The 14,561-nt window shown below is 64.3% G+C and carries 15 protein-coding genes; 7 read left to right on the top strand and 8 right to left on the bottom strand.

Going from position 1 to position 14,561, the window contains the following annotated elements; translation table 11 throughout:
• The first annotated feature begins 108 nt into the window (after positions 1–108).
• The 3 genes from AC0L27_RS30000 (at position 109) to radC (ending at position 3,185) form a co-directional block, all read left to right on the top strand.
• Complete coding sequence (locus AC0L27_RS30000; protein WP_354206201.1) at positions 109–1,425, top strand: mechanosensitive ion channel family protein; 1,317 nt, start codon at positions 109–111, stop codon at positions 1,423–1,425.
• A 128-nt stretch (positions 1,426–1,553) separates the two neighbouring features.
• Positions 1,554–2,372, top strand: a complete 819-nt coding sequence (map, locus tag AC0L27_RS30005) for a type I methionyl aminopeptidase (protein ID WP_354064025.1) — start codon at positions 1,554–1,556, stop codon at positions 2,370–2,372.
• Positions 2,373–2,471: 99 nt separating this feature from the next.
• Positions 2,472–3,185 carry a RadC family protein gene (radC, locus tag AC0L27_RS30010; protein WP_354254371.1) on the top strand — a complete coding sequence of 238 codons (714 nt, stop codon included), beginning with the start codon at positions 2,472–2,474 and terminating at the stop codon, positions 3,183–3,185.
• On the opposite strand, the gene AC0L27_RS30015 is transcribed toward radC, so the two are convergent.
• Positions 3,182–3,502 carry a glycine zipper domain-containing protein gene (locus tag AC0L27_RS30015; RefSeq protein ID WP_354254372.1) on the bottom strand — a complete coding sequence of 107 codons (321 nt, stop codon included), beginning with the start codon at positions 3,500–3,502 and terminating at the stop codon, positions 3,182–3,184. The genes radC and AC0L27_RS30015 overlap by 4 nt on opposite strands.
• A gap of 164 nt (positions 3,503–3,666) precedes the next feature.
• Positions 3,667–4,041 carry a hypothetical protein gene (locus AC0L27_RS30020; protein WP_354254374.1) on the bottom strand — a complete coding sequence of 125 codons (375 nt, stop codon included), beginning with the start codon at positions 4,039–4,041 and terminating at the stop codon, positions 3,667–3,669.
• Positions 4,042–4,294: 253 nt separating this feature from the next.
• Between AC0L27_RS30020 and AC0L27_RS30025 the strand changes: the two genes are divergently transcribed.
• Entirely contained in the window at positions 4,295–5,683 is a 1,389-nt protein-coding gene (locus AC0L27_RS30025; protein ID WP_354254376.1) for a peptidoglycan-binding protein, read from the top strand.
• 59 nt (positions 5,684–5,742) lie between these two features.
• Here AC0L27_RS30025 and AC0L27_RS30030 read toward each other — a convergent pair whose 3' ends face one another.
• From AC0L27_RS30030 to AC0L27_RS30050, 5 genes are read right to left on the bottom strand one after another with little or no spacing between them, the layout of a single operon-like run.
• Positions 5,743–6,435, bottom strand: coding sequence for an AprI/Inh family metalloprotease inhibitor (locus tag AC0L27_RS30030; protein WP_354206197.1), 693 nt, complete (start codon positions 6,433–6,435; stop codon positions 5,743–5,745).
• The gene (locus AC0L27_RS30035; RefSeq protein ID WP_275172926.1) at positions 6,435–7,424 is read right to left on the bottom strand and encodes a 2-hydroxyacid dehydrogenase; all 990 of its coding nucleotides are present in this window, start codon (positions 7,422–7,424) and stop codon (positions 6,435–6,437) included. Before AC0L27_RS30035 ends, AC0L27_RS30030 begins: the two co-directional genes overlap by 1 nt.
• Positions 7,424–8,242 (bottom strand): ABC transporter permease, encoded by an 819-nt coding sequence (locus AC0L27_RS30040; protein ID WP_354206194.1) that lies wholly within the window; start codon positions 8,240–8,242, stop codon positions 7,424–7,426. Before AC0L27_RS30040 ends, AC0L27_RS30035 begins: the two co-directional genes overlap by 1 nt.
• Positions 8,239–9,054 carry an ABC transporter ATP-binding protein gene (locus tag AC0L27_RS30045; RefSeq protein ID WP_275172929.1) on the bottom strand — a complete coding sequence of 272 codons (816 nt, stop codon included), beginning with the start codon at positions 9,052–9,054 and terminating at the stop codon, positions 8,239–8,241. Before AC0L27_RS30045 ends, AC0L27_RS30040 begins: the two co-directional genes overlap by 4 nt.
• 10 nt (positions 9,055–9,064) lie before the next feature.
• Entirely contained in the window at positions 9,065–10,087 is a 1,023-nt protein-coding gene (locus tag AC0L27_RS30050) for an ABC transporter substrate-binding protein (protein WP_473321371.1), read from the bottom strand.
• 138 nt (positions 10,088–10,225) lie between these two features.
• On the opposite strand from AC0L27_RS30050, the gene AC0L27_RS30055 reads away from it, so the two are divergent.
• From AC0L27_RS30055 to AC0L27_RS30065, 3 genes are all read left to right on the top strand, one after another.
• Positions 10,226–11,032, top strand: a complete 807-nt coding sequence (locus AC0L27_RS30055; protein WP_354206189.1) for a creatininase family protein — start codon at positions 10,226–10,228, stop codon at positions 11,030–11,032.
• Between the two features lie 138 nt (positions 11,033–11,170).
• A complete protein-coding gene (locus tag AC0L27_RS30060) occupies positions 11,171–11,434 on the top strand; it encodes a hypothetical protein (protein WP_007597808.1) in 264 nt (87 codons plus the stop codon).
• A gap of 396 nt (positions 11,435–11,830) precedes the next feature.
• Positions 11,831–13,813, top strand: coding sequence for a carbohydrate porin (locus AC0L27_RS30065; RefSeq protein WP_354206186.1), 1,983 nt, complete (start codon positions 11,831–11,833; stop codon positions 13,811–13,813).
• A 7-nt stretch (positions 13,814–13,820) separates the two neighbouring features.
• Here AC0L27_RS30065 and AC0L27_RS30070 read toward each other — a convergent pair whose 3' ends face one another.
• Entirely contained in the window at positions 13,821–14,552 is a 732-nt protein-coding gene (locus AC0L27_RS30070; RefSeq protein WP_473321375.1) for a sulfite exporter TauE/SafE family protein, read from the bottom strand.
• Positions 14,553–14,561: the final 9 nt, after the last annotated feature.

A 14,561-nucleotide genomic window follows, 5' to 3' on the forward strand; every position in this document is an offset into this window, starting at 1 on the left:
GCCTTAACGCACTTCACTTAGCGGTGTATCGGTGGTCCGGCCGGGCCCTTTGTGGGATTCTCCGGCGCGCTCGAATCAACACTTCCCGCCCGCTTCCCGACGAGACCGATGGACATGGACCTCAAAGACTTCATGGAGTTCGTGCAGACCACCGCGCGCAGCGTCGGGGCCGAAATCTCCTCGCCCTGGTTCTACCTGCAATTCGGGCTCATTCTGGCCGCGGCCGGCATCGCCTATGCCGCCGAAGCCGCCGTTCGCAGCCGGGTCGACATGACCTCGCTGGCGATGCGCTGGCCGCTGCCGCTCCGGCACTTCGCCCGGGTGATGGTCTCCAGCGCCTCGACGGCGGCGTTCACCCTGCTCGTGATCGTCTCGCGCGTGGTCATGTACCATGCGACCTGGCCGAGCCGCAGCTATCTCCTGATGGTCGCCGCCAAGCTGGGGCTGGCCTGGCTCGCGATCCGGCTGCTGACCTCGGTGCTGCGCAACGCCTTCATCGTCAAGCTGGTGTCGATCACGGCCTGGTTCGTCGCGGCGCTCTCGATCGTCGGCCAGCTCGATGCGACGGTCGACCTGCTCGACTCCTTCGCCATCGTGCTCGGCGGCCTGCGGCTGACGCCGCTGCTCGTGATCAAGGCCGGCGCGCTGCTGCTCATCGCGCTCTGGCTCACCAACATCGCCAGCAATTTCGCCGAGAGCCGGATCAACTCGACCACCGATCTGACGCCGTCGGTGCAGGTGCTGCTGGTCAAGATCATCCGCATTGGCCTGCTTGCGGTCGCGATCGTGATCGCGCTCGGCGCGGTCGGCATCGATCTCTCGGCGCTCGCGGTGTTCTCCGGCGCGGTCGGCGTCGGCATCGGTATCGGCCTGCAGAAGATCGTCGCCAATTTCATCTCGGGGATCATCCTGCTCGCCGACAAATCGGTGAAGCCCGGCGATCTCGTCACCATCGGCGACAACACCGGGCGGATCAGCGCGATGAAGACGCGCTATATTTCCGTCGCCGCCGGCGATGGCCGCGAATTCCTGGTGCCGAACGAGGATCTGGTGACGCAGAAGGTCGTCAACTGGACCTACACCGACAAGAACACGCTGGTGAAGATCGCCTTCGGCACCAATTACGACGCCGACCCGCGGCTGGTCTGCAAGCTCGCCGCCGAGACCGCGGCCGCGCATCCGCGCGCGCAGAAGGGCAAGCCGCCGAATTCCATCCTGACCGAGTTCGCCGAAGCCGGGATGAAGTTCTCGCTGACCTTCTGGATCGCCGACCCCGACGGCATGGACAACGTCAAGAGCGACGTGATGCTGGCGCTGTGGGATTCCTTCAAGCGCGAGGGCATCCGGGTTCCCTACCCCGTCCGCGAAATCCGCATCCGAGGCGGCGCCCTGCCGGTGGAAACCACCGTAGAAGTCCCGAATTGAGCCGGCTTTCGGACGCATGCCCGCCAAGCTTGGCTTGCATGAAGGCTCGCGATCATTAAATTGGGGCCTTAAATCAGTCCGTTGCGCCCACCTCGATACCGGCCCCGTGCCGAGAAGACCGCATCCGCATGAGCTACGTCGAAGCTACCGATACCTCGCTCCGCAAGACCGGACAGATCAAGCTGCATGGGCCAAGCGCCTTTGCCGGCATGCGCAAGGCGGGAGCGCTGGTGGCGAAGTGCCTCGACGAGCTCACCGACATCGTCGGGCCCGGCGTTCCGACCGAGCGCATCGACCAGTTCGTCCGCGACTTCGCCTTCAGCAACAATGCCTATCCGGCGACGCTGATGTATCGCGGCTACCGCTATTCGACCTGCACCTCGCTCAACCACGTGGTGTGCCACGGCATGCCCGGCGACCGTCCCCTGAAAGAGGGCGACATCGTCAACATCGACGTCACCTTCATCGTCGACGGCTGGTACGGCGATTCCAGCCGGATGTATGCGGTCGGCCCGATCGCGCGCAAGGCCGAGCGGCTGATCGAGGTGACCTATGAAGCGATGATGCGCGGCATCGCCGCGGTGAAGCCCGGCGCCACCACCGGCGACATCGGCCACGCGATCCAGAGTTTCGTCGAGCCGCAGGCCATGAGCGTGGTGCGCGATTTCTGCGGCCATGGCCTCGGGCGCATGTTCCACGACGAGCCGAACATCATCCATGTCGGCCGACCCGGCGAGGGCGTGCAGCTCAAGCCCGGCATGTTCTTCACCATCGAGCCGATGATCAATCTCGGCAAGCCGCATGTGAAGATCCTGTCCGACGGCTGGACCGCCGTGACCCGCGACCGCTCGCTGTCGGCGCAGTTCGAGCACTCCGTCGGCGTCACCGCCACCGGCGTCGAAATCTTCACGCTGTCGGAGCGGCACGGCGAGAAGCAGATCGGGTGAGGGCGCGGCCGACCTTCGGGTCGCCGGCTGACGTGAACCGGATTTGCCGGCGCAATTGACGGTTGCAAAAACGGTTATCCGCGGCAATGCTGGCGGCCGATGCCCGCCAAGACCGACCACGACAAGAGCAAGCCCGAACAAGCGCCACACTATCTCGGCCATCGCGAACGGCTGCGCGAGCGCTTCTACAGCGCGGGTGCGGACGCGCTCAGCGACTACGAGCTGCTGGAGATGGCGCTGTTTCCGGCGCTGCCGCGGCGTGACACCAAGCCGCTGGCGAAGACACTGATCAAGACCTTTGGCTCGTTTGCCGAGGTCGTGCATGCGCCGGTGGCGCGCCTGCGCGAGGTGGACGGCATGGGCGAATCCGCGATCCACCAGCTCAAGCTGATCGCGGCGGCGGCGCATCGCGTCGCCAAGGGCGGGGTCAACAGCCGCAACGCGCTGTCGTCCTGGAACGAGGTGATCGACTATTGCCGCACCAGCATGGCGTTCGCCGACAAGGAGCAGTTTCGCCTGCTGTTCCTCGACAAGCGCAACCAGCTCATCGCCGACGAGGTGCAGCAGACCGGCACCGTCGATCACACCCCGGTCTATCCGCGCGAGGTGATCAAGCGCGCGCTGGAATTGTCCGCGACCGCGCTGATCCTGGTGCACAACCACCCCTCAGGCGATCCCTCGCCGTCACAGGCCGACATCCAGATGACCAAGGCGATCATCGACATCGCAAAGCCGCTCGGCATTTCGGTGCACGACCACATCATCGTCGGCAAGAGCGGACATGCGAGCTTGCGCGGGATGCGGTTGATCTAGTAGCAATATCGCGGATCGACCGGGACATAGGAGCCGTCCCGGCGCTGCATGTAGCAGCCGCGCTGATAGGCGTAATAGCCGGAGCGGCGGCGTTCACCCTCGGAGGCGATCGCAGCGCCCGTGCCGGCACCGACGACGGCGCCGATGGCGGCTCCGCGGCCTCCGCCGATGGCGCCACCCACGATCGCTCCACCTACGCCGCCGAGAATGGCACCTCCAATTGCGTCTTGCGCTGCCGCCTCATGAACAGGCATCGCCATCACGACTGTTAGACATGCCGCGATGGCGAAACTTCCAATGCGAAGACCTCGAAGCATGCTCGCCCTCCCCTGTGATCAGACGAGTCATAGCGCCGCAGCCGGATTCGGACCAGAAGAATCACCACGCCGGGACCCGGCGCTTCTCGCGATGGCGTCGCAGGCTCGGCTCGAAGGCGGCTCAGGCCATGTCGCGTGCGCACCGCGGGCCATCCCCATTCATCTCAAGCATCGACCCAACGCTGCACCGCCTCGGCGGTGTCGGCCGGCGTGGTGTTGAAGCAGATCGCGGCGTCGGGCGCCAGGCGGTGGACGAGGTTGAGCACCTTCTCGAACAGCAGCAGGCGCTCCCTGGGCTCGCGCAGGCCCGCGCCAATCACGATGCAGTCGAAATTCTCCTCGCGCAACGCTGCCGTCACAGCGGCTTCCGCCGCGGCATCGAGATCGATCAGGCAACTCGTGACTTCGTAACCGAGATCGCGCAGGCGCAGCAACTGCGCATCGATATAGTCGCGCACGAGCTCCGGCGTGAGCTGCGGGAATGCGCTGTAATCCGCGTTGCCGGGTTCGATGCCGATCGCGAGGACGCGCGTGGTCATGCAGGGCTCCTTGCCGGACTGCCTCGCGTCGCTAACGGAGAGCGGCCCCTCCCGGTTCCCTCGCGGGGCGGCCGCCCTGATCCCGGTCCTGCCGCTCATTTTCCCGGCGAGGTTGTAACCCACTTCACACGCGGTGGCCCTGCGGCCTGCCAGACTTGCGGGAGATCACGCTGGCCTCACGCCCTGATCACGGCACCTGGTTCATTTCGACTAACGCGCAGTTGCGAAAATTCATTCATTGCGGGAGCGGAAAATGATTTCATTCGAGAGTCTGAAAAGCGAATACGAGGGTAATTGGGCCAATCTCGAGATCCGGCCTGCACGCCTCTCCGACGCGAACGCGGTCGCGCGCAAGGCCATCAACGGCAAGGCGACCTATCAGCAGATCGAACGGTTGACCGGCGTCCCCTGGTATTTCGCTGCCCTCTGCCACTACCGCGAGTCCAATTTCGATTTCGACACCTATCTCGGCAACGGCGAAACGCTTCATCGCGCGACGACCATCGTTCCGAAAGGACGCGGCCCGTTTGCCACGTTCGTGGACGGCGCCGTGGACGCCTTCAGAATCCAGAATTTCATCGGCGCTCACGATTGGGGGATCGGGCGGATTCTGTTCCGGCTCGAAGCCTTCAACGGCTTCGGCTATCACGCCAAGGGCTGCAATTCGCCCTACCTCTATGGCGGTTCGACGCTGTATGGCCCGCCCGAGGCAAGGGCCGGCAAATTCGTCCGCGATCATGTGTTCGATTCGAACCACGTTGATTCCCAGCTCGGCACCGCGGTGATCCTGCATGCAATGATGTCGCTGGATTCCTCGATCACCCTCGACGGCAGCCCGCAATTCGCCAGCCGCGCGGAACCGGAGGACGACGCGGCATCGACGATCGTTCTCATGCAGCAGGCGCTCAACAAGCTCGGCGCCAATCCGCCGCTCGCCGAGGACGGCATCAGCGGACCGAAGACCAGGGCTGCGGTCTCGCAGTTTCAGCAGCAGAACGGTCTGAGAGACACCGGACTTCTCGACGGCGCCACGGTCGCCGCCCTCACGCGCGCGGCGCAGTCGGGCCCCACGGGATCGACCGGCGATATGTCCCGGATCATGAAGCGACTGGAGGACGTCGCGCAATTGCTGCGGCCGCCAGCCGGGGCTGTGACGCCGGCAACGACGACATCGGGCAACACGCTGCCCGCCACCACGGATCCGATCAGCCTGTTCGAACGGCTCTTTTCCCTCGTCAACAAGACAGCCCCCATGCCAGGACCAGTCACCCCGACCAGTTCCGCCCCCGTCGATCAGTTGAAGCAGGTCGTCGATCTGCTCGGCACCTTGCTCAACAGGGACGGCAAACCCGTCCTCGGCCAGGTCAATGGCGCGCTCGGCGATACCATCGGCAAGATGCTCGACGGCAAGAAGACTGCGCTCGGCATCGGCGGCTCACTGATCACGGCGTTGCTGACTTCGGTGACGGCGAGCCCCAACGCAGGCGGTATTGCCGGACTGCTCGGGACGCTCGTGTCGGCCGTGCCGGGCCTCGGCCAGTTCGCGATGCCGATCTCCCTGGCGCTCACGGCCTGGGGCGTGCTCGGCAAGATGGAGAAGTGGGCCCAAGGCACCGCGCCGCCGCCCAGGCCAACGACGTAGCCTGCGGCCGTCCTTCCAGACGCCCGCCTATGGCGGGATGAGGTCGCGTTTCGCGGCGCCTACTGGCGCAGCATGATCAGGGGATCGGCGGTATCGGGGACGCGCCGCCATTGCGCGTTGTCGTCGGCCTCGAACTGCCAGGCCTCGCCGGCCTTCGACAGCAGGATGATCTGGCCGCGCTCGAGCCGCCATTGCGTCGGGTTGAACTGCGCGATGGCCGCATCGCATTTCGGCTTGAGGAAGACCTGGAAATTGTCCGGCCCGGCTTCCGTGTTGGTCAGCGTCAGCCCGCAGACAGGCTGGCCGTTCCCCCGCACGATCGACCAGTCGCCGATCATCTGGTCCATCGACTTCGCCATCGAACGAGCGGCGGCGAGGTCCTGCAGGATGTAGACGCCCTCGCCTTGCCGCAGGCCCTCGAAGATGCCGGCCTCGACCTCGGTGAAGTCGATCACGGCTTCACCGCTCGCATCCTGCAAGCGGACGATGTCGAGACCCCTGACGCTCCAGGCGACGATGTCCTTGGTGAAGGGCAGCGCGGCCTTGCAGGCCGGCTCCAGCTCGAGCTTGAAGCCTTGAGCAGCAGTGTCGGCCTTGAGCGTGACGACGCAGGTCTTGCTGCGCTCGGTGGTCGAGAGCTCCCACTGCCCGGGCATTTCCTTCTTCAGGGTCGTCGTATCCTGCGCCAACGCGAGGCCGATCGCGGCCAAGTAGGCCGCGACGGCGAATGCAACGACCCGAAGAGCTCCCATCAGCGTCCCTTGAACGGTGTTTCCGCAACCGGCGTCAATGGCGCCTTGCCGGCGAACCAGGACTTGAGATTGTCGACCACGAGCTGGTCCATCGCGTTGCGCGTCACCACCGAGGCCGAGCCGATATGCGGCAGCAGCACGACGTTCTGCATGGTCTTGAGCTCGTCCGGCACGTTCGGCTCGGCCGCGAACACGTCGAGACCTGCGGCAAGGATGGTGCCTGATTTCAGCGCCTGGACCAGCGCCGGTTCGTCGATCACCGAGCCGCGCGCGACGTTGACCAGCACACCGCGCGGGCCGAGCGCCTTCAGCACCTCGGCATTGATCATCTTGTTCGTGCTGGCGCCACCGGGCACGATCACCATCAGCGTGTCGACCGCCTTCGCCATCTCGATCAGGTCGGGGTAGTGCTTGTAGGAGACGTCCTTGGACGGATTGCGGGTGTGATAGACCACCGGCACCAGCGAGGCATCAAGCCGGCGCGCGATCGCCTGGCCGATCCGGCCCATGCCGACGATGCCGACTTTGCGATCGCGCAGCGAGCCGACGCTGAGCGGATAGTTCTGGGTCTGCCAGAGACCGGAGCGCACATAACGGTCGGCCTTGATGAACTCACGCACCGTGGAAATCAGAAGCCCCATCGCGACGTCGGCGACCTCTTCGGTCAGCACGTCGGGCGTATTGGTGACGATGATGTTGTGCTCGGCGGCGTATTTGGCGTCGACGTGGTCATAGCCGACGCCGAAGCTCGCCACCATCTCGATCTTGGGCAATTGCGACAGCGACTGCTTGTCGGCACGCACGGTGTGATAGGTCACCGCCACGCCGCGGATCTTTTCGCGAACCGCCGGCGTCAGCCGCTCGAGATCGCCCCGCGTCTCCGCCTTGTGCACGACGAAATGATCGGAAAACCCGTTCTCGAGGATCGGCCGGACCGGCCCATAAATCAGAAGGTCGATCTTTTCGGACGAAATCGAACCGGTGGTCATCAGTTGTCCTTTCCAAGCGCGCTCTCGTGCCAGCGGCGTAAAACGAGGTGGGAAACTAGCGCCAGCACCCCATAGATGACAATCCCGGCCAGCGACAACAGCAGCAGCGCTGCGAACATGCGGGGTATGTTCAAGCGGTAGCCTGATTCTGCGATCCTGTAGGCGAGCCCGGACCCGGCGCCGGCCGTTCCCGCCGCGATCTCGGCCACAACCGCGCCGATCAGCGACAGACCGCCGGCAATGCGCAGGCCACCGAGAATGTAAGGCAGCGCCGCCGGCAGCTTGAGAAAGCGCAGGGTCTGCTGCGGCGAGGCGCCATAGAGCTGGAACAGGCCTGCGAGGTTGCGATTGACCGAATTGAGCCCGAGCGTGGTGTTCGACAGCACCGGGAAAAAGGCCACGATGAAGGCACAGACTACGACCGCGGTCTGCTGCTCCAGATAGATCAGCAGCAGCGGCGCGATCGCGATGACAGGCGTAACCTGAAGCACCACGGCATAGGGGAATAGCGATGCTTCCACCCATTTGGACTGATTGAACAGCAGTGCCAGCGCGATGCCGCCAATGCTGGCCGCGACAAAACCTTCAAGCGTGGTCAGCAGTGTCGCGGCGAGCGATTGCGACAGCACCGCCCAATCCTTGATCAGCGTCAGGAAAATGACCGAGGGCGCCGGCAGCACGTAAGGCGGGATGTCCTTGATGCGGACCACGAGCTCCCAGGCGAGAAGTCCCGCCGCGAACACGATGACCGGCAGCACGAAGCGCAACGCGCGTTGCACGCCGGACCGCTTCGCTATGACGGCAGCTTGCGCATTCATAGCGTCGACTGCCCTGAATAGGACGGCGCCAGCGCGGCCGACACGCTCCGGCAGTAATCCGAATAGGCGGCGGAGGTACGAAACTCCTCGCCGCGCGGCTCGACCGTCTCGATGCGGATGTCGGCCTGGATGCGGCCCGGCCGCGCCGTCATGACCACCACACGCTGCGACAGATAGACGGATTCGAACACCGAATGCGTGACGAAGATGACGGTCTTGCCGAGCCTGCGCCACAGCGCGAGCAAATCGTTGTTGAGGCGGAAGCGCGTGATTTCGTCGAGTGCCGCGAATGGCTCATCCATCAGGAGGATATCAGGGTCGGTGACGAGCGCGCGCGCCAGCGACACCCGCATCTTCATGCCGCCGGAGAGCTCGCGCGGGAAAGCCTCGGCGAAATCGGCAAGCCCGACGCTTGCCAGCGCCTCGTCGGCTCGCCCGCGCGATTCCGCCTTCGGAACGCCCGCCAGCTTCAGCGGCAATCGCACGTTCTCGCGCACGCTGGTCCAGGGCATCAGGGTCGGTTCCTGAAATACGAAGCCGATGCCGTGACCTGGGCGCGGTGTGCCCTCGCGACGCGCCAGCCTTACGATTCCTGACGACGGCGCGCTGAGCTCGGCGATCAGCCGCAGCGCGGTGGATTTGCCGCAACCTGACGGCCCCAGCAACGAAATGAACTCGCCTCTGCGCACCGCAAGGTCGAGCGGGCCGAGCGCCACCACGCCGTTGTCATAGGTCTTCGTCACGCCGCGCAGGCTGACAGCCAGGGCCGTCAGGCCGGTCTCGACCCCCGTCAACGTTTTGACTGATGACATCGCCCTTGCGCTACGGCTTGCTCGGGCGCAGCTCAGCGCCGACGCCCTTGTTGACGAAGCGCAGCGTATAGGATTTGCGAAAATCGAGGTCTGCCTTCACGACGCCTGCCTTCACCATCTTGTTGAAGAAGGAGGTGTAGCGCTCGTCGCTCATCGCGCCGATGCCGTTCTTCAGCGAATCGCCGGAATCGACGATGCCGTATTCCTTCATCTTAGCGACGGAATAGGCGAGCAGCTCGTCGGTCATCTCCGGATTGAGCTTCTTGATCATGGCGTTGCCCGCGGAATTGTCGCGGTAGATGTAATTATACCAGCCGACCATGGAGGCATCGACGAAACGCTGCACCAGGTCGGGCTTCTTCTCGACCACGTCACGTCGGCTCTCGATCAAGGTCGAATAGGTGTTGAAGCCGTAATCGGCGAGCAGCAACACGTTGGGCTTGAAGCCGGCGGCCTTCTCGACCGCGAAGGGCTCCGAAGTGACGTAACCCTGCATCGCGCTCTTGGGATTGGCGATGAAGGGCTGCGGATTGAAATTATAGGGGCGAACGTTCTTCTCGCTGAAACCGTACTCGGACTTCAGCCACTGGAAATAGCTGGTCATGCCCTCCTTGGAGACAAACAGCGTCAGCGGCTTGAGGTCCTCGATCTTGGTGACCTTGGCATCGGGCTGCGTCAGCATCACCTGCGGATCCTTCTGGAAGACCGCGGCGATCGTGACGACCGGGACGTTGATGGCGACCGCGTCGAACGACATCAGCGTGTTCGCGGCCATGAAGAAATCGATCTTGCCGGCGATCAGCAGCATCCGGTTGTTCTCGTTTGGGCCACCGGGAACGATGGTGACGTCGAGGCCGTATTTCTTGTAAGTGCCGTCGGCGACGGCCTGGAAAAAGCCGCCATGCTCGGCCTCGGCGACCCAATTGGTGCCGAACATGACCTTGTCCAGGGTTTCGGCGCGCGCCGGAACGACCGAGACCAAAGCGGCCATCAGGCCCGCCGTTAAGGCTCGCCGCAGATGAGAGGGGCTCATGATGGGACTCCGTCGATCGCTGCTGGCCGATGTCTAAGCAACGCGATAAAACCGCAAGACATTCGGGGACGCGAGCCGGCCTGGCCCGCGTCCCCTGATAACCTAAATTACGCGACAAATTCGGGCAAAGAAACCTTGATGACGCCTTCCCGCGACTGGACCGAGATCCGCTGGGCCGATGCCAGCCCCGCCGAGGTGTCGCGCTGGATCGCAGTGCTGCCGCTGGCGGCGACCGAGCAGCACGGCCCGCATCTGCCGCTCGAGACTGACGTGCTGATCGCCGACGCCTATCTCGCGCGGGTGCGCGAGCTCCTGCCCGAGAGCGCTCCGGCCACTTTCCTGCCCGTTGAACCGATCGGGATTTCCACCGAGCATATCGACTATCCGGGCACGCAGACGCTGCCGACCGACATCGCGTTGAAAAAATGGACCGCGATCGGCGAAGACATCGCGCGCCGCGGATTGAAGAAGCTCGTCATCATCACCAGCCATGGCGGCAACAGCGCGGCCATGATGCTGATCGCGCAGGATCTGCGCGCGCATCAGAAGCTGTTCGTGGTGACCACGTCGTGGTCGCGGCTGTCGGGCGCGGACCAGCTGTTCCCGGCCGACGAAGTACGGCACGGCATCCACGGCGGTGCAGTCGAGACCTCGATCATGCTGGCCCGCTATCCCGAGCAGGTGCGCGTTGATGCGATCGCGGATTTTCCCGCGAGCAGCGTTGCGATGGAGCAGCAGTATCGCTGGCTGTCGACACAGCGTCCCGCACCGTTCGCCTGGCAGGCGCAGGATCTCAACCCAAGCGGCGCTGTGGGCAATGCGACGCTGGCCGTCGCCGCGAAAGGCGAGCAGCTGATCGACCAGGGCGCCCGCGCCTTTTGCGAGCTGCTTGCCGAGGTTGATAACTTCGCCGTGAACAGGCTCGCCAAAGGCCCGCTCGGCTAGCGCCTACCTCCTGGAATCATTCGGGAAAGATCCAGACTCGACCTCCGCTTTCGCCGGTTTCGAACCGGACGCGCGGAGGCTCCGTCCAACTCGGTACGCGGGCCACAACGGACCGCCTCAACCCGGATGGAGTTTCAGATGTCGATCAAGACCAAGATTTTTGCAGTTGCCCTCACCGCGCTCACCCTGACCGGCAGCGTCGTGGCCACCACCTCGCAGGCGCAAGCCAAGCCGCTCGGCTGGGGCGTCGGCGTCGGCCTGGGGATCGCCACCGCGGCCGTCGTCGGCTCCGCGATCGCCGCCAGCAACGACCCCTATTACAACGGCTATCACCGCTGCGGCTGGGCCGCCCAGTACAACGCCTTTGGCCAGTACGTTGGCCGCGTTCGTACCTGCTTCTGATTTGAGTCCCTGAGGCCGATCTCACGTGGATCCTGCGTCCGACACGGGCGCCTCATCCACCCCGTGTCGTGCCCCCGACCCCGCCCGGATGTCCCCCCGGGCGGGGTCAACTGTTTTAGCCCCCAGGGAATTTGTTGCAGTCCCGTCACACCGAGGTGCGAACCATCCTCTGCGGCAATCCGCATCAGTTGCTATTGCGAATTAATCGCAATAAGGTTCACAACAAGCTCAGGGGCTTGGGAAGAAGTCGCGCCGGATCGAGATCATCTCGCCCGATCGCGGAGCACCTAAGCCTGATGACAGAGTCGCCGCGAATCGGCAGGGATAGTGCGGCGAGTGGACACATTCGCGTTGGGGGCGTGCGTTTTGACGTTGAGGGGTCACCGTTACAGGTATTTGCGGACGGCCGCGGCGATTGCCTCGGGCGTACTGGCTTTTCCCGCCACCATCCGCGCGGCCGATCTGCCGCTGAAGGCGCCTGCGCTCAAAGCGGTCTACGACTGGACCGGCCTCTATATCGGTGCGCATGCCGGCTACAGCCTCGGCTCGTCGCGCTTTGCGCTGAACGACGGCACCGGGATCAACGACAGCGGCGTCTTCAGCGGCATGATCGGCGGCGTGCAGGCCGGCTACAATTACCGGCTCAATTCCGGCTGGCTTGTCGGCGTCGAAGGCGATTTTTCGTTTCCGAACTACATCACCTCGAACTCGATCGTTTCCTTCCTGGCGACACCCGCCAACACCGTCACGCAGCAATGGGACTACACCGCGAGCCTGCGCGGCCGCGTCGGCTACACCAGCGGTCCCTGGCTGGTCTATGCCACCGGCGGCTTTGCGTGGATGGGCGAGCGCTATTTCGACACGCCGGCCTCCGGCGCCGAAGTCCCGAAGATCCTGAACACGCGCCCCGGCTGGACCGCGGGCGCCGGCGTCGAATACGGCTTCGCGCCGCATTGGAGCGCACGGATCGAATATCTCTACAGCCGCTTCGATGGCGCCAATGTCGCCTTCTCCACAGGCGCGCAATACAATTCTTCATCGCTCGACTTGCAGTCGATCCGGCTCGGCCTCAACCGCAAGGTCGATTGGCCGGGCATGCCGAGCTACAATCCCAAGAGTTCCGGGATCGGTTCGCTGATCGACACGGAATCGGATCGCTGGGAGATCCACGGCCAGAGCACGTATCTGCCGCAAGGCTACCCGTCGTTCCCCGCCCTCTACACCGGGCCGAATTCGCTCTCGCCATCAAGGCAGGCCAAGGCGACCTGGAGCAACAGCCTGTTCCTGAACGCGCGGCTCTGGGACGGCGGCGAGGTCTATTACAATCCCGAACTGCTGCAGGGATTTGGATTGAACGACACGGTCGGCGCGGCCGGTTTCCCCAACGGCGAAGCGCAGAAGTCGAACTTCCCCTATCCGCACTACAACACATCGCGCCTGTTCGTGCGCCAGACATTCGGCTTTGGCGGCGAGCAGGAAGAGCTTGCGAGCGGCCAGTTGCAGCTCGGACAGAAGGTCGACGTATCCAGGCTCACGGTGCAGGCCGGCAAATTCCCGGTGGTCGACGTGTTCGACGGCAACGCCTACGCCAAGGACACCCGCAAGGACTTCATGAACTGGTCGCTGTGGGCGCCAGGCGCCTTCGACTATTCCGCCGACAAGGTCGGCCTCACCTACGGCGTCACCGCCGAGCTGAACCAGAAGCAGTGGGCGTTGCGCGGCGGCTACTTCCTGATGGTCGCCGAGTCCAATTCGAATCATTTCGACACCAGGGTCGGCGAGCGCGGCCAGTACGTGCTCGAGCTCGAAACGCGCTTCTCACTGCTTGGCCAACCCGGCAAGCTCAGGACCATAGGCTGGCTCGACAGCGCCAACATGGGCAGCTTCCGCGAGACGCTGGACAATCCCGCGCTCAACCTCGACATCGCGCAGACCCGGCGCGGCCGTCTGAAGTATGGCTACGTGCTCAACCTCGAGCAGGCGATCACCGAGGATGTCGGTCTGTTCAGCCGTTGGAGCTGGAACGACGGCAAGACCGAGACGCTAGCCTTCACCGACATTCACCGCAGCCTGTCCGCGGGATTGTCGATCAAGGGCACGAAATGGGGCCGGCCGGATGACGTGATCGGCGTCGGTGGCGCCGTCAATGCCATCTCGCAGGATTATCGCGACTTCCTGGCTGCCGGTGGCCTCGGTGTTCTCATCGGCGACGGTGCGCTCAACTACCGCCGCGAGCGCATCCTCGAAACCTATTATGCCTACGCGCTGAACAAGAGTCTCACCCTCACCGCCGACTACCAACTCATCGTCAACCCCGCCTACAACGCCGACCGCGGCCCAGTCTCGGTATTCTCCGGCCGGCTGCACGGCGAGTTCTGATCGCGGTTCAGAACAACAGCGCAACGCCGGAGACGAACAGCAGCGCGAGCACGATCTTGCGGAACGTGGCCTCGTCGATGCGGCCGAACAGTTTCAGCCCGAGCCACGTTCCCGCAAGGAGAAACGGCAGGCCGAGCGCGAACAGCTTAGCGGTCTCGAGCGTGAGCGAACCTTTGGCGCCCAGCAGCAGCGCCGCAATGGCAAACACCACGACCGCGACGGGTTGGAACGTGGCGCGCTGAACATCCTTGGGCAGGCCGCGCAGATTGCACCAGATGGTGATGATGATGCCGGCGAGGCCGGTCAGGCCGCCGAGCAGGCCGTTGACGAAACCGATCGTCATGTCGGCGGCCGGCGGCACGGTTGTCGCGACCTTGAGCTGCGGCCTGAAGAATGCATAGAGGCTGTAGACGATCAGGATCGCCCCAACCGCGATGCGGACGCTGTTTGAATCGGCCGAGGTCAGCAGTGACACGCCGAACGGCACGCCCAGGAGGGCACCGATCACGAAGGGCCACAGCCGGCGCCAGTCGAGCGCGCTGCGCAGCTTCCAGACCGAGTAGCCCTGCACCAGGAGGCCGAAGCCGACGATCAGGCTGGCGCTTTGAAGCGGCGTCAGCACGTAAAGCCACAGCGATGCCGCGACGAGGCCGAAGGCAAAGCCGGAGAGGCCGGCGACGAACGCGCCGGCGAAGGTGGCCAACAGGAAAAGCGGTAGCTCGATCGTGATCCCGTCCATTGCTCGCTC

This window comes from Bradyrhizobium sp. Ken51 (assembly GCF_055807435.1).

Coding starts and splice junctions, on each gene's coding strand:
- AC0L27_RS30045 (WP_275172929.1), bottom strand. CDS start 9,054: ATGTCATCAGTCAAAACGTTGACGGGGGTCGAGACCGGCCTGACGGCC.
- AC0L27_RS30055 (WP_354206189.1), top strand. CDS start 10,226: ATGACGCCTTCCCGCGACTGGACCGAGATCCGCTGGGCCGATGCCAGC.
- AC0L27_RS30050 (WP_473321371.1), bottom strand. CDS start 10,087: ATGAGCCCCTCTCATCTGCGGCGAGCCTTAACGGCGGGCCTGATGGCC.
- AC0L27_RS30035 (WP_275172926.1), bottom strand. CDS start 7,424: ATGACCACCGGTTCGATTTCGTCCGAAAAGATCGACCTTCTGATTTAT.
- AC0L27_RS30025 (WP_354254376.1), top strand. CDS start 4,295: ATGATTTCATTCGAGAGTCTGAAAAGCGAATACGAGGGTAATTGGGCC.
- radC (WP_354254371.1), top strand. CDS start 2,472: ATGCCCGCCAAGACCGACCACGACAAGAGCAAGCCCGAACAAGCGCCA.
- map (WP_354064025.1), top strand. CDS start 1,554: ATGAGCTACGTCGAAGCTACCGATACCTCGCTCCGCAAGACCGGACAG.
- AC0L27_RS30040 (WP_354206194.1), bottom strand. CDS start 8,242: ATGAATGCGCAAGCTGCCGTCATAGCGAAGCGGTCCGGCGTGCAACGC.
- AC0L27_RS30000 (WP_354206201.1), top strand. CDS start 109: ATGGACATGGACCTCAAAGACTTCATGGAGTTCGTGCAGACCACCGCG.
- AC0L27_RS30070 (WP_473321375.1), bottom strand. CDS start 14,552: ATGGACGGGATCACGATCGAGCTACCGCTTTTCCTGTTGGCCACCTTC.
- AC0L27_RS30030 (WP_354206197.1), bottom strand. CDS start 6,435: ATGGGAGCTCTTCGGGTCGTTGCATTCGCCGTCGCGGCCTACTTGGCC.
- AC0L27_RS30020 (WP_354254374.1), bottom strand. CDS start 4,041: ATGACCACGCGCGTCCTCGCGATCGGCATCGAACCCGGCAACGCGGAT.
- AC0L27_RS30015 (WP_354254372.1), bottom strand. CDS start 3,502: ATGCTTCGAGGTCTTCGCATTGGAAGTTTCGCCATCGCGGCATGTCTA.
- AC0L27_RS30060 (WP_007597808.1), top strand. CDS start 11,171: ATGTCGATCAAGACCAAGATTTTTGCAGTTGCCCTCACCGCGCTCACC.